15 protein-coding genes are annotated in these 16,071 nt (G+C 60.4%); 2 read left to right on the top strand and 13 right to left on the bottom strand.

From position 1 onward, the window contains the following. Nucleotides 1-56: 56 nt before the first annotated feature. Nucleotides 57-1,247, top strand: coding sequence for an MFS transporter (locus tag RBR25_RS13175; protein ID WP_432820015.1), 1,191 nt, complete (start codon nucleotides 57-59; stop codon nucleotides 1,245-1,247). Nucleotides 1,248-1,364: 117 nt separating this feature from the next. Here the strand turns inward: RBR25_RS13175 and prxU are convergent, their stop codons facing one another. From prxU to RBR25_RS13115, 12 genes are all read right to left on the bottom strand, one after another. Then, nucleotides 1,365-2,084: a thioredoxin-dependent peroxiredoxin gene (prxU, locus tag RBR25_RS13170; protein ID WP_432820014.1), complete on the bottom strand. Its 720-nt coding sequence runs from the start codon at nucleotides 2,082-2,084 to the stop codon at nucleotides 1,365-1,367. Nucleotides 2,085-2,239: 155 nt separating this feature from the next. Beyond that, a complete protein-coding gene (locus tag RBR25_RS13165; RefSeq protein WP_432820013.1) occupies nucleotides 2,240-3,106 on the bottom strand; it encodes a damage-control phosphatase ARMT1 family protein in 867 nt (288 codons plus the stop codon). 2 nt (nucleotides 3,107-3,108) lie between these two features. Next, nucleotides 3,109-3,990, bottom strand: a complete 882-nt coding sequence (locus tag RBR25_RS13160; protein ID WP_432820012.1) for a methylenetetrahydrofolate reductase — start codon at nucleotides 3,988-3,990, stop codon at nucleotides 3,109-3,111. A gap of 19 nt (nucleotides 3,991-4,009) precedes the next feature. Further along, nucleotides 4,010-5,710, bottom strand: a complete 1,701-nt coding sequence (locus tag RBR25_RS13155; protein ID WP_432820011.1) for an FAD-dependent oxidoreductase — start codon at nucleotides 5,708-5,710, stop codon at nucleotides 4,010-4,012. A gap of 96 nt (nucleotides 5,711-5,806) precedes the next feature. Continuing rightward, the gene (locus RBR25_RS13150; RefSeq protein ID WP_432820010.1) at nucleotides 5,807-6,235 is read right to left on the bottom strand and encodes a PaaI family thioesterase; all 429 of its coding nucleotides are present in this window, start codon (nucleotides 6,233-6,235) and stop codon (nucleotides 5,807-5,809) included. Beyond that, a complete protein-coding gene (locus RBR25_RS13145; RefSeq protein WP_432820009.1) occupies nucleotides 6,232-7,113 on the bottom strand; it encodes an ATP-binding protein in 882 nt (293 codons plus the stop codon). Before RBR25_RS13145 ends, RBR25_RS13150 begins: the two co-directional genes overlap by 4 nt. A gap of 71 nt (nucleotides 7,114-7,184) precedes the next feature. Continuing rightward, nucleotides 7,185-8,141, bottom strand: coding sequence for a radical SAM protein (locus tag RBR25_RS13140; RefSeq protein WP_432820008.1), 957 nt, complete (start codon nucleotides 8,139-8,141; stop codon nucleotides 7,185-7,187). A gap of 9 nt (nucleotides 8,142-8,150) precedes the next feature. Continuing rightward, the gene (locus tag RBR25_RS13135; RefSeq protein WP_432820007.1) at nucleotides 8,151-8,981 is read right to left on the bottom strand and encodes an ATP-binding protein; all 831 of its coding nucleotides are present in this window, start codon (nucleotides 8,979-8,981) and stop codon (nucleotides 8,151-8,153) included. A 31-nt stretch (nucleotides 8,982-9,012) separates the two neighbouring features. After that, nucleotides 9,013-9,375: a NifB/NifX family molybdenum-iron cluster-binding protein gene (locus RBR25_RS13130; protein WP_432820006.1), complete on the bottom strand. Its 363-nt coding sequence runs from the start codon at nucleotides 9,373-9,375 to the stop codon at nucleotides 9,013-9,015. A 102-nt stretch (nucleotides 9,376-9,477) separates the two neighbouring features. Next, nucleotides 9,478-9,822 carry a DUF5320 domain-containing protein gene (locus RBR25_RS13125; protein ID WP_432820005.1) on the bottom strand — a complete coding sequence of 115 codons (345 nt, stop codon included), beginning with the start codon at nucleotides 9,820-9,822 and terminating at the stop codon, nucleotides 9,478-9,480. 49 nt (nucleotides 9,823-9,871) lie between these two features. Further along, nucleotides 9,872-10,570, bottom strand: coding sequence for a NifB/NifX family molybdenum-iron cluster-binding protein (locus tag RBR25_RS13120; protein ID WP_432820004.1), 699 nt, complete (start codon nucleotides 10,568-10,570; stop codon nucleotides 9,872-9,874). Nucleotides 10,571-10,753: 183 nt separating this feature from the next. Then, a complete protein-coding gene (locus RBR25_RS13115) occupies nucleotides 10,754-12,133 on the bottom strand; it encodes a sigma-54 interaction domain-containing protein (protein ID WP_432820003.1) in 1,380 nt (459 codons plus the stop codon). Nucleotides 12,134-12,308: 175 nt separating this feature from the next. Here RBR25_RS13115 and RBR25_RS13110 point away from each other — a divergent pair, with 175 nt between their 5' ends. Beyond that, nucleotides 12,309-14,984 carry a GAF domain-containing protein gene (locus tag RBR25_RS13110; protein WP_432820002.1) on the top strand — a complete coding sequence of 892 codons (2,676 nt, stop codon included), beginning with the start codon at nucleotides 12,309-12,311 and terminating at the stop codon, nucleotides 14,982-14,984. A 98-nt stretch (nucleotides 14,985-15,082) separates the two neighbouring features. Here RBR25_RS13110 and upp read toward each other — a convergent pair whose 3' ends face one another. After that, a complete protein-coding gene (gene upp / locus RBR25_RS13105) occupies nucleotides 15,083-15,709 on the bottom strand; it encodes a uracil phosphoribosyltransferase (protein WP_432820001.1) in 627 nt (208 codons plus the stop codon). Nucleotides 15,710-16,071: the final 362 nt, after the last annotated feature.

The following is a 16,071-nucleotide window of genomic DNA, read 5'->3' as shown; positions in this document are numbered from 1 at the left end:
GAGAGCCACTCAATCATCAGCGCGCCACCCCCCCCGCAACTCCGGGAAATTCCGGGTTGGGGGGCATCCAGGTCGGCACCCCCGTCTACCGCCGGGTCAATCTCGCCTTCTTCCTGGCCGGGTTCGTCACCTTCGTCAGTCTCTACGCGGTACAGCCGTTGCTGCCGGAATTCTCCAAAAGTTTCGGCGTCTCGCCGGCTCTCGGCAGCCTGCCTCTCTCCCTGGCCACCGGCACCCTGGCCGTCGCCATGCTCTTCGTCGGCACCCTCTCGGAAACCTGGGGGCGCAAGCGGGTCATGAGCGGCGCGCTCATCCTGACCTCGTGCCTGACCCTGCTGATCGGCCTGAGCGAAAGCTTCCCCGGACTGCTCGGCCTGCGCTTCCTGCAAGGGCTGCTGCTGGCCGGACTTCCGGCCGTGGCTATGGCTTATCTGAGCGAGGAGATGAGTCCTTCGGCCATCGCCTCCGCCATGGGCCTCTACATCAGCGGCAACGCCGTCGGCGGCATGGCCGGGCGGCTGATTACCGCCATCCTCGCCGATCTCTGGAACTGGCAGGCGGCCTTTTTCATCCTCGGCGGCGCCTGCCTGTTGACCAGCCTCTTCTTCGCCGCCAGCCTTCCTGCCTCGCACCTGCCGCCGCGCCCCTTCGCCGCCGCCTATCTCTTCACCTCCCTCGGCCGGCACCTGCGCGATCCCCTGCTGCGCCGGCTCTACCTCGTTACCTTCCTGACCATGGGCGCCTTCGTCACCCTCTACAACTATCTGACCTTCCGCCTGCTGGCTACCCCCTACCTGCTCAGCCAAAGCCAGGCGAGCCTGATCTTTCTCGTCTATCTGCTCGGCTCCCTGAGCGCCTCGATCATGGGGCATTTCGTCAACCGCTTCGGGCGCCCGCCGCTGATCCGTTTCGGTCTCACGACCATGGTCATCGGCGCGCTGCTAACCCTGGCCGCCCCCCTGCCCTGGATCGTTCTCGGCGTCGGCATCTTCACCGTCGGCTTCTTCGGCGTTCATTCCGTCGCCTCCAGCTGGGTCGGCCGACGGGCGCCGGTAGCCAAGGCCCAGGCCTCAGCCCTCTATCTCTTCTTCTACTATCTCGGTTCAAGCATTTCCGGAACGATCGGGGGCTTCTTCTGGAGTTGGCGGGAGTGGCCGGGAGTAACGGTCCTGGTCGTGACGCTGCTGTTCGCCGGGCTGATTTTCGGCGCCCGGCTCGCCCGCCCTTGGCCGCCGGCCCAGGAGTAACGGAAAATTTATCCATTAAATACACGGAGTTTATTGACCTGCCTACAAGTTCGGCCCAACGGGGTAAACCCGTTGGGCCGAACTTGATTGGTGAAAGATAGTGGCGCCCCGAGGCGATTAATCGGTTCCCATGCTGGTCTTCCAAACCTCCCAGACCTTGCCGACAAGATCCGGCCCCGGCTTGAGCGTTGGCTTTCCCGGTTTCCAGTCGGACGGGGTGGCCTCGCTGCCGTTGCTCGCCCGCACCAGTTGGAAGGCCTGAATCTGGCGGAGGGCTTCGGCTACGCTGCGGCCGACGGGGGGAGTAAGAACCTCGTAAGCCTGAATCACGCCATCCGGGTCAATCAGGAACCGGCCACGATTTTCGACGCCCGCGTCGGCATCATAGATGCCGTAGGCCGTTCCGACCTTGCCGCCGCCGTCCGTGAGCATCGGGAAAGGCACCCCGCCGGGAACCATTTTCGAGAGTTCGTTATCGTTCCACATCTTGTGAACAAAGACACTGTCCACGCTCATGGACAGAATTTCAACGCCAAGCTCCTGAAATTTTTCATAATGAGCGGCGACCGCCGCTATTTCCGTCGCTCAGACAAAGGTGAAATCCCCGGGATAGAAGCATAGCAACACCCATTTTCCCAGGTAACCGGAAAGCTTCACCGAAGTAAAATTCCCTTGGTGATATGCCGGAGCGGTAAAATCAACCATGGCTTTTCCCACCTGGATCATCTTCGACACCTCCTTTTCGGGCTGAGTCTCTGCGCTGGAGTTTACCGCTTCTTCCTGACCGACCGGTCCACTCGCCGGTCGGGTACAACCAACTTTCAGTGTTTCCGTCATCCGCAACCCCCTTTCGTCGGCTCAAACCAACTCTCCGTTCAACCAGTAACGGATAAACTTTACCACAGACAAATTCACATTCTTCCGTCGAGGACTTCATCCATGGCGCAAATCAATTTTACGCCGCCTTTCCGAACAAAACAGCCGGGACAGACTTAATTCTGCGCGTAATACAGGGAACGCCGCAGGATCAAGTCGCCGACCTCACTCCCCAAATCTCTGGCGATGACGGGGCATTTTGCTTTCAGAATAAAAAAGATGTCTTTGCGCACGTCATTGAGGGTTTCGTAGTTGCCCTGTCCCTTGGCGATGACCAGATCGGCCTCTGCGAAGTGGCGCTGGAAATTCTCACTGCATTCGGCCAGAAACGTTCCCGGTACGTCCGCGCCGTTGTCGATGACCGCGACCAGAGTATCAACCCCGGCGGCGACGGCGTCTTCGCGGATGGCATCGTTGATCACCGGCGCCCCTTTCACTGCCAGCGTCACCCGATCCAGAGGGAGCTGCTGAAGAAGCAGCCGGTCAAAAACGATCTCCCCCGCGTTGTCGGCCAGATAGAGAATCTTCTCGGCCGCGCCCACGGCTTGGATGAATTCATCCACATCCCCGCGCAGAGGCGCCTCCAGAGCATGGCGAATCGCTTCGGAAACCTGCTCCTCGCTGAGCGTGCCGGTAATGCCCAGATCGATGACGTTACCCGCGATCGCCAGACGCACGGCGGTCTCTATCGGCTGCCGCGACCGCGCGACCAGCTCTTCCAGCTCTTCCAGCATGTCCAGAGCCACATGGGTGAAATGTTCCTTGATCCAGCGATAGGGATCCTTCTGGAATGACAGGTTGCGGATATGGCGATGAATCGCCTGAGCGAGCAACGGCGGCGGCTGGGTAAAATCCCCTTGCGCCAGTTCCGCCAGCACGGTCCGCACCACCCGGTCCTGCACGGACTCCGGCACGGCGAGCATGCGACAGGCCGCAACCGTCTGCCGCAGCAGACAGGGGACACATTCAAGGTAAGTCTTCATTTTTAGAGAAACTTTTCATTTTTTAGGGTATGGACGATGGCGGCGGCCGCAGAACTTCTATCCATCGTATAGAGATGGATTCCCGGAACGCCTTTTTCCAGCAATTCGCGGCATTGCCGGATGGCGAAGGCAATGCCGAATTCCGCAACCGCCTTCGTATCGTCCGCGGGCAGTGCAGCCAGCCCCTTGCGAACATCCTCACTGATCGTCGCACCGCAGGTTTTAGTGAGAATTTCCAGCAACTTGACACTGTAGATCGGCATCACACCGGGAAGAATCGGCACTTCGATGCCAATCGAGCGACAGCGTTCGACAAAATCGAAGAAGAGCCGCGTGTCATAGACGAAATTGGCAATGATGAATTCGGCGCCGTTCGCCACCTTGAGCTTGAGATATTCCAGATCCTTGGCCTTGCTCTCCGCTTCCGGATGCCCTTCCGGATGGCCGGCTCCGCCCAGACAGACGTCGTAGCGGGCCTTGATGAAGCTCAAGAGGTCGGAGGCATGGGCCAGACTCTGCGGGTGCAGAGTCAGCCCCTCGGTCCCACGCGGGGGATCGCCGCGCAAGGCGAGGACATTCTCCACCCCAAGATCGGCGTAGGCATCGAGAATGGAAATGATTTCCTCCGGCCCAAGCCCGTATGCGGCAAGGTAGGCAATCACTTCCAGTCCCTTTTCCCGGATCAGCTTTTTGACCAGCTGGTACGAGCCTTCCCGGCTGGAGCCGCCGGCCCCGAAGGTCACGGAGACAAAGTCCGGATTGAATTCGGCCAGGGTGTCGACAACTTTCGCAAACGCCGCCTCATCCTTTTCGCTGCGAGGCGGAAAAAACTCAAAAGACAGGGTGGGACGGGCGCTCTTCTTCCAGAGATCGGTGACACGCATGGGGAGTTCTCCAAATAAGTTATTTTTCCCGGGGATAGGGCCACGCCATGATGCCGCCTTCCATCACCTTGACGTTATTCCAGCCGTGCCCTTCGAGCACCCGTGCCGCCTCATAACCACGCAGGGAAATCTTGCAGTAGCAGATAATCTCGGTATTTTTGTCGTCAGGTATTTCATTGAGGCGCCCGCGCAGGACCCCCAAGGGCATGAGCCGCTCGCCGACGCCGAGACGCATCTGTTCGAATTCCTGGGGCGAACGGTTGTCGAGGATGAGAGGCTTCTCCCCGGCATCGAGCTTCTTTTTCACCTCGCCGCAGGAAATACCCCGCATGCGCCCTTTGAGCTTGTTCTGCATGATATGAGCGGTGGCAATGGTGTGGTCGATGGCCAGGGAGAAAGGGGGCGCGTAGGGAAGATCGGCATTGACCATGTCTTCCACCCCCAGGCGCGCCTTGATCGCCATGGCCCAGATGGCCAGTTGTTTGCTCACATCCCCCGGGCCGATGCACTGGGCGCCGAGAATCCGTCCGCTCGTCTTCTCCACCACCAGCTTCGAGACCAGCAGTTTTCCTTCCATGAAGCCCGGCTTGTCGAGGCTGGCGTTGATGACCGTCTCGATCTCCGTCAGACCCGCCGCTCGCGCCGCCTTCTCCGAAAGACCGGTGGAGCCGGCGGCAAAATCGAAGACCTTGCAGATACCGGTCTGGATGGTGCCGGGAAAACGGACGCTATTGCCGAGTACGGCATTTTCGCCGGCGACCCGCCCTTGCAGGTTGGCCAGATCGCCGTAGGGAGCATGAACCTTTTTGCCGGTGATGAGATTGAGGGCTTCGACACAATCCCCTGCCGCATAGATGTCGGGATCGCTCGTCGCCATGTGGTCATCAACGAGAATCCCCCCTGTCTCACCGATGGCCAGCCCTGCCGCCCGCGCAAGTTGGACGTTGGGACTTACGCCGATGGCGACGACGGCAAGTTCACAGGGGAGCTCGGTGCCGTTACGCAGCTTCACCGCCGTCAGCCTGCCGTTCTCGCCGAGGAACTCGACAATGCCGTTGTCGGTGATGACGTTGGCACCCTGGGCGCGCACATGGTTTTCCACCAGCTTGGCCATCTCCCAGTCGAGGAAGGTGAGCAGCTGTGGCAACATTTCGATGACGGTGATGTCGATCCCCGCCAAGTGCAACGCCTCGCAGGTTTCGATGCCGATCAGCCCACCGCCGATCACCACCGCCTTGGTGATTTTCCGGCCGTCGCGGACGCCACGCAGATAGTCGGCATCCCCCATCGACTGCAAAGTGGTGATGCCGTCGAGCTCCATCCCGGGGATGGGCGGTTTTTTCGGCAGCGCACCGGTAGTGATGATCAGCTTGTCATAGGGCAGGGTCTCTTCCACACCGCTCTTCAGATCGCGGATGAGCAGGGTCTTCGCCTCCCGGTCGATCCGCAGCGCCTCAGTCTCGGTGCGGGCGACGATCCCCTTGGCCCGCAGATAGAAGCCGGCATCACGAACCTCGCCGGTGGGGGTGCAGATCAACATGTTGCGCTCGTCGAAGAAGCCGCCTACGTAGTAGGGATAGCCGCAGGAGGCCATGGAGAGATCGGGAGCCTTCTGGATGATGATGATCTCGGCGTTTTCATCGAGACGGCGGGCCTTGGCCGCCGCCTTGGGACCGGCGGCCGAACCGCCGATGACAATAATCCGTTTTTTTTCCGGCATCGCTTTCTCCTCACGGGACAGAATAAAATCCAGACCCTAATTGTCGCACAACACAAGGACATTCGTGAAAAAAAATCTCACACCCAATGGGTGGGATCAGCGTGCCGAACGTTCCATGAACTTGGCTTCGGCTTGGGTCATGATCACGTCGGAAGCGAGAATTTGTGCCTTGAGGGAATGCAGGGGGGGATAAGCACCGAGACGCCAGGCGCGGATTTCCAGGGATGAACCGCAGGGGATGGGACGCAGATAGCGGATGTTGAGTTCGCCGGTGACCGCTTCGACACCGAGATGAAAGAGGCAGTGGGTCATGGCCGCATCGAGGAGCGACGCCGTGACTCCGCCGTGCAGCATATCGGCATAGCCTTGCAGTTCGGCATGAGCAAAGAAGGGCGCCCGCACCCCGCCGTCCGCCGTCGGCTCGAAACGCAGGTGCAAAGAATGAGGATTACGGTCACCGCAAACCACGCAGCGGCCGTGGCCATACGCTTCGGCGAGATTCTGCACGCCTCCCCCCACGCTCATGCCTCCTCCGCAAAGCCCAGGGTACGCCAGACCTCCCGGATATCCCCGGCGCTGGGAGCGTCGGTCTCCACCACCGCCAGTGCGCGAATCTGCGCCTGGGTAACGGCGCGGTCATAGCGGATGCGCCCGGCCACGGTCGCTCCCACCGCGCGGGCCAGGGTTTCGATGCGCTCAGCCATCTCCGGGTTGAGATCCCACTTGTTGACGCAAATGGCCGCTGGAATCTCGAAATGCCGGGCCAGCTTCAGCACTCGTTCGAGATCGTGCTCGCCGGAAACGGTCGGCTCAGTGACAACCAGCACCTGACTGGCGCCACTCAGCGAGGCGATGACCGGACAACCGATGCCGGGGGGACCGTCGACGATCACCAGCTTGAGCCCCTGCTCCTCGGCGACGCGCCGGGCTTCCTGACGCACGGTGGCGACCAACTTGCCGGAGTTCTCGGCGGCCACCCCCAACCGGGCATGGACCATCGGCCCCCTCCGGGTATCGGAAACCATCCATTCACCGCAAAGCCGCTCAGGAAAATCGATGGCCTGCTGCGGACAAAAGCGCACGCACAGCCCGCACCCTTCACAGGCCACCGGGTCGATAGTACAGCGCATACCGTCCTTGGTCTCATGCATCCGCACCGCGTCAAAACGGCAGAGGTCACGACAAGTGCCGCAGCCGATGCAGTCCACCTCACGGATGACCGCCTCGTGCCCGCTACGGAAATCGTGGCGCTCTCGAACCTCCGGTTTCAGCACCAGATGCAGATCGGCCGCGTCCACGTCGCAATCGGCAAGCACCGCCTTTTCCGCCAGTACGGCGAAGGAAGCGGTCACACTCGTCTTTCCGGTTCCGCCCTTGCCGCTGATCACCACCAGTTCTTTCATAATTTCGCCTTATCCTTACTTGAAATGAAGCTTCACTGACATCAAACGCTTGTCATCCTCCGCCGCCAGGTTCAGGGCAAAGCGACGCCCTCCCTTTCCTCCGGTCGCGCGCGGTAGAAATGTTTGCCGCCGATGACGACGGTCTGAATCTGCCCGGTGGCCAGCAGCGGATCAAGCTCTTTCATCGCGGCCAAAACATGGATGCCCAAGCCCCGGGCGAGGTCATCGCAGGTGCAGGGCCGCCGTTCCAGCAGCGCCAGAATCCGTTCCGCTCCGGCGGCGCTTGCCCCGTCGGGCGCGGCATTGCCTTGGTCAATACCACCAATCAGCTCAACCGGAACGGTGAAAGCCTGTTGTAACGCCCGCATCTGTTTCAGCGACAGCGCATAGGCGAAGTCCTCGACCGGGGGGCGCGCCACGGTATTAAGCTGGACACGATTCGGCTGAATCCGCTCGATCAGGGCATTGATCTTTTCCACTTCATGAAAAATGCCCGTCACCCCGCCGAGCAGCAGCACCTCCAACCAAACCTCTCCGGGAAAACGCCGGGTAAAGGTCTCCAGACCTTCAACCATCCGCGCAAAGGAAATCCCCGCATGAGGCCGGTTTACTAACTCAAAAAGCGCCGCATCCCCAGCATCAAGAGACGGCAGAACCAGATCGGCGGCAAGCAGTTCCTCTTGCACATCGTCCCGCCAGAGCAGCGAGCCGTTGGTCAAAACCGCTACCGGAATCGGAGTGACGGCCTTGATTTTCCGAATCAGTTCGCCGATGCCGGAATTGAGCGTCGGCTCCCCGGAACCGGCGAGACTGATATAATCCGGCCGCACCCCCTGGGCCAAAAGGCCTTCCAGGTCCGCCATGATTTCCGTAATGGGAACATATTCGCGTCGTTCGAGGGTCTTCTCGGTGGTCCGCCCCAACTGGCAGTAAATGCAGTCATACGAGCAGACCTTGAAGGGCACCAGATCGACCCCCAGGGATCGACCCAGCCTTCGCGACGGCACCGGTCCGTAGACATGGCCCATGGCTCTACCTCACAGCCCTAGGGTTTTTTCCAGCAAACCCTGAAAAAGATTCCGGTATTCGGGGAGGGCATCGACCAGCAGATCCCCCCGTGAATAGACCTCGGCAATGCGCCGATCGTCGGGGATCTCAAGAAGGATGGGAATGTTTTCCGCCCGACAGAAGTCGTGAGTGCGCTGATCGCCGCTGCCCATGCGGTTGACGACCACCCCGAAGGGCAGCCCCAGTTCCCGGACCATAGCGACTGCCAGCTTGAGATCGTGCAGGCCGAAGGGGGTCGGCTCGGTGACCAGGAGCACGAAATCGACCTCACGCAAGGTTGCGATCACCGGGCAGGAGGTGCCCGGCGGCGCGTCGAGAATGGCGACTTCGCCGGGGCGCAGGGAATCCTTCACCGCCCGAATCAATGGCGGCGCCATGGCCGACCCCACGTCAAGACGGCCCATCGTCAGGGTAATTTCCCCTGCCTCCAAGGTTTCCACCACGCCGATGCGTTTATCGACTTCGCTGATGGCCTTCTGCGGGCAGACCCGGGCGCAGCCGCCGCAGCCGTGGCAGAGCTCGGGAAAGACCAGAGGCGCCGTGCCAAAACTGACGATGGCGTGAAACTGGCAGAACCTACCGCATTCGCCGCAGCCGTCGCAGAGCGTTTCATCCACTTGGGGGATGGGGATGGCGACGGTCTGTTCCTTTTTCAGCCGACCCTGTAGAAAGAGGTGGGCATTGGGCTCTTCGACATCGCAATCAAGCAGATGCACGGCGCGTCCCAAAGTGCGCGCCAGATTTACCGAGACCGTGGTCTTGCCCGTCCCCCCCTTGCCGGAGGCAACCGCCAGTTTCATGCCACATTATCCTTTCTCGTGTTCATCGAATTTATTCCCAATGGCCGGAAACATCGGCGCCTTCGGCTTCGACCAGTTTCCCCGCACGATACCGTTCCAGCGCTTCCGCAACCGTCACCGCGTCGCAGTTATAGACCTTGACCCCCGCCGCGTTCAGCACGCGGAAAGCCTTGGGTCCGCAATGGCCGGTAATGAGAGCCTTAGCGCCACTGCGAGCGACCAACTCGGCGGCGAGAATCCCGGCGCCGTGGGAGGTTCCTTGGGCCGACTCGTTGTCAAGCCGTTTGTAGGTAGACGTTTCCAGATCGTACAGCAGATATCCGGCTGCCCGGCCGAAACGGGGATCGAGGGGCGCATTGAGATCCGTTCCCGAAGTGGTCAGTATGATTTTCATGGTGAACCTCCCTTTTGCTTCATGGGTTGGCCGGTTCCGGCTGCGCCACCCCCTTTGGGTGGCGCAGCCGGGTTCTTCCCGCAATGGGGACATCCGCTCTCGTTAGTCCTGCGCCTTTTTCCCTTCGAGAGCTTCCAGGCGCGCCTTGATCCTCTCCATCTCCGAGCCGAGCACCTCAGCTCGCCCCTTGAGGGCGGTCCGTTCCATCTCTGGATCGGCGAGAGGCGCGTTTACCCCGCCGAAACGTGCCCAGCCCGGCTGGCCGGTGGCGTAGAACATATTCCGCCGCCCGTAACCGCCGCCGGCGAAGCCGCGACAACGGCCGCCCCAGCCCAGGCCATAACCGACACTGGCAAAACCTGGAGCCGTATTTCCAGCACAGTAGCCGGCACCCCGGCCCGTCATCGAACCCATTCCCATCGGTCCCGTTCCATCACCTCTTGGCATGATCCTTCTCCTTTCGTCTTTTTGTGTGTTTCCATTCAAGTTGCTGTTTTTATGACCGGATCAGCGCGGTTCCGCAGTCAGGACAGAGCTGCTCGACGCAGGGACGTCCCCGGTCGTGCGCTTGCCGGTGCCCGCATTTGGGACAGAGACAGAAACCCGACGGCCCGGCACCCAACGCACCGCCCTGGCGCCCCCGACCAGCAATTCCTTGTCCTTGTCCTTGCCCTTGCCCCTGGCCCATTCCTTGACCCATTCCCCGGCCCATTCCTTGTCCTTGCCCTTGGCCCATTCCCCGGCCCATTCCCTGTCCTTGCCCCCGGCCCATTCCTCGGCCGCTTCCGGAGCCCTGATTCCTGCCTTGTCCCGGCATGGCGTTCTCCTCTCTGACAATATGCCGTCCGTACCCACCCAGGCCGCGACAGCCGGGCATGACAAAAACTTCTTGCTCCAGCCCGCCATCGAACCAGGCGCGTATGACCTCGTTCAAATCCCCGGTGACAAAGCCCCGCACCTGAATGCCATAAGCCAGCAGCATCTCATGCAAGGCTCGGGAAATCGCCCCGCACACCAAGGTTTCGACCCCCAGTTCCATCAGGTGGAGGGCCCGCGCGAGGGATGCCTCATCCACCAGCGACTGCCGCTCTTGCCGAAGGATTTGCCCTCCCTCGCACTCCACCAGCACCAGTTCGCGGGCGGTGTCGAACACCGGGGCTATTCGGTTTTCCCAAGAGGCAAATGCGGTCTTCATCGCGATCATCCTGTCTGGGGTTTGTGTCTTTCTAGATAGCAAAGGCGATGCCAACCTAAACATTTCCCAAAAAATTAATATAAATTACTTATATTCTTATGTTTTTTCAATTTTTCGGGAAAGGGACGCAGAGGCGAGGGTTTCTTTTGCGCTACTTATCTTAGAAATAGAGTAGCTGATACGCTACTTTTTTGGCTCGCGCCGGGTGCGGCCGTCCTCGGGAGGGAGGGGGATGTTGAGCTTCTTCAGCTTGCGAAAGAGGGTGGTTTTATGAATGCCCAGCTCCCGGGCCGCCGCCAGCCGGTTGTAGCCGTGGCGTTCCAAGGCGGCGCGAATCGTCTGGGCGTCGAGAATGTCGTGGGCGTCGCGCATGCGGCCTTCGCCGCTGACCGCCGCCCCCCGGGCGGTGAGCTCAGCGGGGAGATGGGGAGTATCGATGCGCCCCTCGCGGCAAAGGACGAAGGCCCGCTCAATGACGTTTTCCAGTTCGCGGATGTTCCCCGGCCAGTCGTGGGCCATGAGCAGAGCCAGAGCCTCGGCCGTAATCCCGGTCAGCGCCTTGCCCTGCACACGGTTGAAGCGCGCCGTGAACTCTTGGACCAGCAGCGGGATGTCCTCCTTGCGGCGGCGCAGAGGGGGCAATTCTACCCGCACCACGTTCACCCGATAGTAGAGATCCTCACGGAACACCCCCCGGCGTACCTGTTCGGCGAGATCGCGGTTGGTAGCGACGATGATGCGGGCATCGGCCACCTCGGAACGGGTAGCGCCAAGAGGTTCGTAGGTCTTCTCCTGCAACACCCGCAACAGTCGTACCTGCAGGGCCGGGCTGACTTCGCCGATCTCGTCGAGAAACAAGGTGCCGCCCTTGGCCAGGGCGAAGCGGCCGGGCTTGTCCTTTTGTGCGCCGGTGAAAGCGCCGGCCTTGTAGCCAAAAAGTTCCGATTCGAGCAAGGAGTCGGGCAACGCGCCGCAGTTGACGGCAACAAAGGGCCCCTGGTTGCGCGGGCTGAGGGCATGGAGGGTGCGGGCCAGCAGCTCCTTGCCGGTACCGGTCTCGCCAAGAATCAGCACCGTGCTCGGGCTGGCGGCGATGGCCGGCAGGATCTCGAAGACCCGTTGCATGAGGGGGCTGTGGCTGGTCAGGTCGCCGACCCGGAACTTGCCGGCCAGTTCTTGGCGCAACGCCTCGACTTCGGAAAGATCGCGGAAGGTCTCGGCCCCACCGATCACCTGACCGTCGGCGTCGCGCAAGACGGCGGTGGAGACGCTGATGGGAATGCGCCGTCCCTCACCGTCAATGATGTAGCAGGCCTTGCCGATGATCGGCTTGCCGTCGTTCAGGGTCTTGCGCAAGGCGCAATCCTCGCCGCACATGCTGGAGCGAAAGACCTCCCAGCAGTGGCGTCCCAGCGCCTCCTCCCGGGGCACCCCGGTGATCTCCTCGGCAGCGCGGTTGAAGGAAGTGACCCGCCACTCGCGATCCACGGTAAAAACCCCGTCGGAGATGCTCTCCAGAATCGCCTCGGTCGGTGTTGGTGGATTTTTTTTGCGGGCGCTCATCGCGTGGCTCTTTCTTTCGGGGGACAAACAACAGCTGACCGTGGTAGCTTTTATTTCTAACCGGGAAATCGCACCTTGGCAAGAATTGAACGCCTGCAGGGCTTATCCTCAATAAATAATTCTGATATCATTTTTAACATGGATGGTTTCTCCTCCCCCGTGGAGCCGATGCGAGATGAACAACCTCAGTTTGAAAACCAAAATGGCGCTGGCCGTCTCGCTATTGTTCCTGATGTTGATCATTCTGCTGGCTTGGGGTGCTCTCGTCTTCCAGGAACGGTCGCTGAAAAAAGCCATCAGTCGCCAGCAATTTGCCTTGGTCTCATCGCTGGCGGCCAGTATCGACGACAAACTGGGTCTGGCCCATAACGCTCTGATTACCGCAGCGCACCAGATGCCGCCCGAAACCCTGCTTGACGCGGATCTGGCCCAAGGCTTTCTCGACGCGCGCATTTCCCTCCATTCCGTCTTCGACAATGGTCTCTTTCTCATCTCCAGTGATGGCGGACTGATCGCGGAAAGCCCCTTTCTACCGGAGCGCCGGGGTCGGGACATGACCTCGTTCGAGTTTTTTCAGCAAACGCTAGCGACCGAAAAACCCTATATCTCCGCACCCTATACCTCAGTCCACACCCCCGGCCACCCCGCCATCTTTCTATCCGCGCCCATCGTCGACAACCACGGCAAGATCATTGCCATCCTCGGCGGCAGCTTCGACCTCTGGGGGACCAATTTTCTCAGGGATCTCTCCGCCACCCGCTACGGCGACGTCGAATTTTTCACCCTGACCGACCGGGATCGGACCATCATCGTCCATCCTGACCGGAGCAAAATCCTGACCACAAAACGCCCGCCAAACTCCAATCCTCTCTACGAAAAGGCCCTGGGCGGTTTTGAGGGCAGCGGGGAAACCATCACCGCCCAAGGCGAGCGGATTATCGCCTCGGTTCGGCACCTGCCCACCACCGGCTGGATTCTGACCGCCAGTTCCAACGCCGCTGAAGCCTATGCTCCCCTGGAAACGACCCGCCGGTATTTCCTCTTGGCGACGCTGGCCATCTCCGTCGCGGCCCTGACCATCACTTGGCTGCTGATGAAACGCCTTACCGGGCCGCTGGTGGCCTTCACCCACCATGTGGAGACGTTGCCGGAAAGCTTCGGCCGGAATCACCTGATCAAAATCGACTCAGACGATGAAATCGGCGTCTTGGCGCAAGCCTTTAACCGCATGGTGACCATCTTGGAGATGCAGCAGGTCACCAATGCCGCACGGCTCGAAGCCCTTTTGCGGCTAAACGACATGAGCGCTGCCTCGCTCAAGGAAATCGCCAATTTCGCCTTGGAGGAAACGGTTCGTCTGACCCGGAGCTCCCTCGGCTATCTCGTCTTTGTCAACGACGACGAAACCGTCCTGACCATGTACGCTTGGTCACAGTCGGGCCTAGAGGAATGTATCCTTGCCGACAAGCCCCAGAACTACCCCCTCGCCGGAACGGGTCTCTGGGAGGAGGCGATTCGCCGCCGCCGCCCGGTCATCACCAATGATTATGCCGCTCCCGCCCCCGACAAGAAAAGCTATCCGCAAGGCCATGTGCAGCTGCGTCGCTACATGAACGCCCCGATTTTCGATGGCGGACGCATCGTCATTGTCGCCGGAGTTGGCAACAAAGAAGAAGACTACGATGAAACCGACGTTCAGCAGCTAACCCTGCTCATGCAGGATCTCTGGCGCATTCTTGAGCGCAAGAAGGCCGAGGAGGCGCTACGGGAGGAGAAAGAAAAGTTTTCCCTGGCCTTCCAGACCGTGCCGAGCGTGCTTATCATCTCCTCCCTTACGGACGGGCGCTACCTGGAGGTCAACGAGGCTTTTGAGCAGGTGATGGGTTACCGGCGCGACGAAGTCCTTGGCCGGAGATCCCTGGAGTTCAACACCTGGAACCCGCAAGATCGCTCCAGGGTGCTGCGGATGCTGTCGCGAGGGGAAAAGGTTCGCAATCTGGAAATTGTTTTCAAGAATAAATCGGGCGCCGAGGTGATCGGGCTCTATTCGGCGGAGATCATCGAAATTGGCGGGGAACGTTGCCTTTTGAGCCTGGCAAACGATATGACTCGGCGTAAAAAAGCCGAGCAAGAGATCGAAAAGCTCAACGCCGACCTGACGGCACGGGCCATTGAGTTGGAGATCGCCAACCGGGAGATGGAGGCTTTCAGTTATTCGATTTCCCATGATCTGCGCACCCCGCTGACGGTCATCAACGGCTACTGTCAGATGCTTCGGGATCTTTGCGCCGCGCAACTGAATGAACAATGCCTCGGCTTTATCCAGGAAATCCAGGATGGGTCCGGGCGCATGAACGAGCTTATCGACACCCTGCTCAATCTCTGCGGGCTGGCGCGGCGGGAATTGCAACGGGAAACGGTCGATCTCAGCGGGATCGCTCATCTCGTGGCCGCCGATCTGGCATTGACCGACCTGAAGCGCAAAGTTTCCTTCCAAATCGCCAACGGGATCTCGGTCAACGGCGACGCAAAACTGCTGCGGGTGGTTCTGGAAAATCTCCTCGGCAACGCCTGGAAGTACACCGCCCATCGGGATGAAGCCGTCGTCGAATTCGGCCTTGTCGACTTTGACGGCAAAGCGACGTGTTTTGTCCGGGACAACGGCGCCGGTTTCGAAATGGCCGCTGCCGACAAGCTGTTCATCCCCTTCCAACGGTTTCACAGCGACAGCCAATACCAGGGCCACGGTATCGGCCTGGCCACGGTGGAGCGCATCATCCGCCGTCACGGCGGGAAGATCTGGGCGCAAGGGGAGCCGGGCAAAGGCGCAACCTTCTGGTTTACCCTCTAACCCCACCAGCCGGCATGCCCCGTGGCCGCCACGCCGCCGCCTCGGAGAACGCAAACGGGTTCGAAGCCGCAAGTGATCGACGGCGAATTATGAATCGCCTATCTGGTCCCGAAAATCTTATCCCCGGCATCGCCGAGCCCAGGGATGATATAGCCCTGATCGTTCAACCGCTCGTCGATGGACGCCGTGTACAAATCGACATCGCCATGAACCTGCCGCACCCGTTCGATCCCCTCAGGTGCGGCCACGAGGACGAGAGCACGAATATCGACGCAGCCCACGGACTTGAGCAGATCGATCGTCGCCACCAGACTTCCCCCCGTCGCCAGCATCGGATCGATGATCATTGCCCTGCGCCTCGCCATGTTCTTGGCGAGTTTACGGAAATAGGTGACCGGCTCCAGTATCTTCTCGTCCCGGTAGAGTCCCACCACGCTGACCCTGGCGCTGGGGATGAGATCAAGCACCCCATCCAGCATCCCCAACCCCGCCCTGAGAATAGGGACAACGGTGATCTTCTTCCCCTTGATCCGCTCCACCGTCACCGGCCCCGCCCAACCGCGGATGACATGCGGTTCCGTCTCCAGATCCCGGGTCGCCTCGTAGGTAAGCAGGCGTGACACCTCGGAAACGAGTTCGCGAAACTCCTTGGTACTGATATTCTTCTTTCGCATCAGCCCCAGCTTGTGCCTGACCAGCGGATGCCCGACCTCGATGACCGCCATATTCCCTCCCTTGCCGCAATACCGCCGAATCTGCTCTGAGCCGCCAGCTTCAATCATACCGAAGAGACGGCCCCGGAACAAATCAGGACGGCGACAAAACCCCTGGCCACGGGAACAACCACCCCAAAGACGACATAATCGGGTAGGAGGCGGGGTTGCCCCCGCCGTCCTCCCACACCACCGTGCGTACGGTTCCGTACACGGCGGTTCCTGATTTGCTTCTGCATTATCAACCTCGTCCTATAAGCGCCCAGCCTTACCTCACGACTTCCGGTCGCCACTTCCAGCTTTAGGCCCTCTTTCGAGGCATCTGCTCAAGACGTTCAGAAAAGTAGTTTAACTCAGCATATCAGGTTCGGCCC

Source organism: Trichloromonas sp., from assembly GCF_034006665.1.
In the GTDB taxonomy this organism is placed as follows: Bacteria; Desulfobacterota; Desulfuromonadia; order Desulfuromonadales; family Trichloromonadaceae; genus Trichloromonas.
The sequence above is the reverse complement of the archived record's forward strand: the minus strand, read 5'-3'. Positions and strand labels throughout refer to the sequence as shown.

What these genes read in the sequence shown, in the direction of transcription:
- RBR25_RS13150 (WP_432820010.1), bottom strand. Translation starts at nt 6,235, where the DNA reads ATGAGCGTGGGGGGAGGCGTGCAGAATCTCGCCGAAGCGTATGGCCAC.
- RBR25_RS13140 (WP_432820008.1), bottom strand. Translation starts at nt 8,141, where the DNA reads ATGGGCCATGTCTACGGACCGGTGCCGTCGCGAAGGCTGGGTCGATCC.
- RBR25_RS13155 (WP_432820011.1), bottom strand. Translation starts at nt 5,710, where the DNA reads ATGCCGGAAAAAAAACGGATTATTGTCATCGGCGGTTCGGCCGCCGGT.
- RBR25_RS13165 (WP_432820013.1), bottom strand. Translation starts at nt 3,106, where the DNA reads ATGAAGACTTACCTTGAATGTGTCCCCTGTCTGCTGCGGCAGACGGTT.
- RBR25_RS13125 (WP_432820005.1), bottom strand. Translation starts at nt 9,822, where the DNA reads ATGCCAAGAGGTGATGGAACGGGACCGATGGGAATGGGTTCGATGACG.
- RBR25_RS13135 (WP_432820007.1), bottom strand. Translation starts at nt 8,981, where the DNA reads ATGAAACTGGCGGTTGCCTCCGGCAAGGGGGGGACGGGCAAGACCACG.
- RBR25_RS13130 (WP_432820006.1), bottom strand. Translation starts at nt 9,375, where the DNA reads ATGAAAATCATACTGACCACTTCGGGAACGGATCTCAATGCGCCCCTC.
- RBR25_RS13145 (WP_432820009.1), bottom strand. Translation starts at nt 7,113, where the DNA reads ATGAAAGAACTGGTGGTGATCAGCGGCAAGGGCGGAACCGGAAAGACG.
- upp (WP_432820001.1), bottom strand. Translation starts at nt 15,709, where the DNA reads ATGGCGGTCATCGAGGTCGGGCATCCGCTGGTCAGGCACAAGCTGGGG.
- RBR25_RS13115 (WP_432820003.1), bottom strand. Translation starts at nt 12,133, where the DNA reads ATGAGCGCCCGCAAAAAAAATCCACCAACACCGACCGAGGCGATTCTG.
- RBR25_RS13110 (WP_432820002.1), top strand. Translation starts at nt 12,309, where the DNA reads ATGAACAACCTCAGTTTGAAAACCAAAATGGCGCTGGCCGTCTCGCTA.
- RBR25_RS13120 (WP_432820004.1), bottom strand. Translation starts at nt 10,570, where the DNA reads ATGAAGACCGCATTTGCCTCTTGGGAAAACCGAATAGCCCCGGTGTTC.
- RBR25_RS13160 (WP_432820012.1), bottom strand. Translation starts at nt 3,990, where the DNA reads ATGCGTGTCACCGATCTCTGGAAGAAGAGCGCCCGTCCCACCCTGTCT.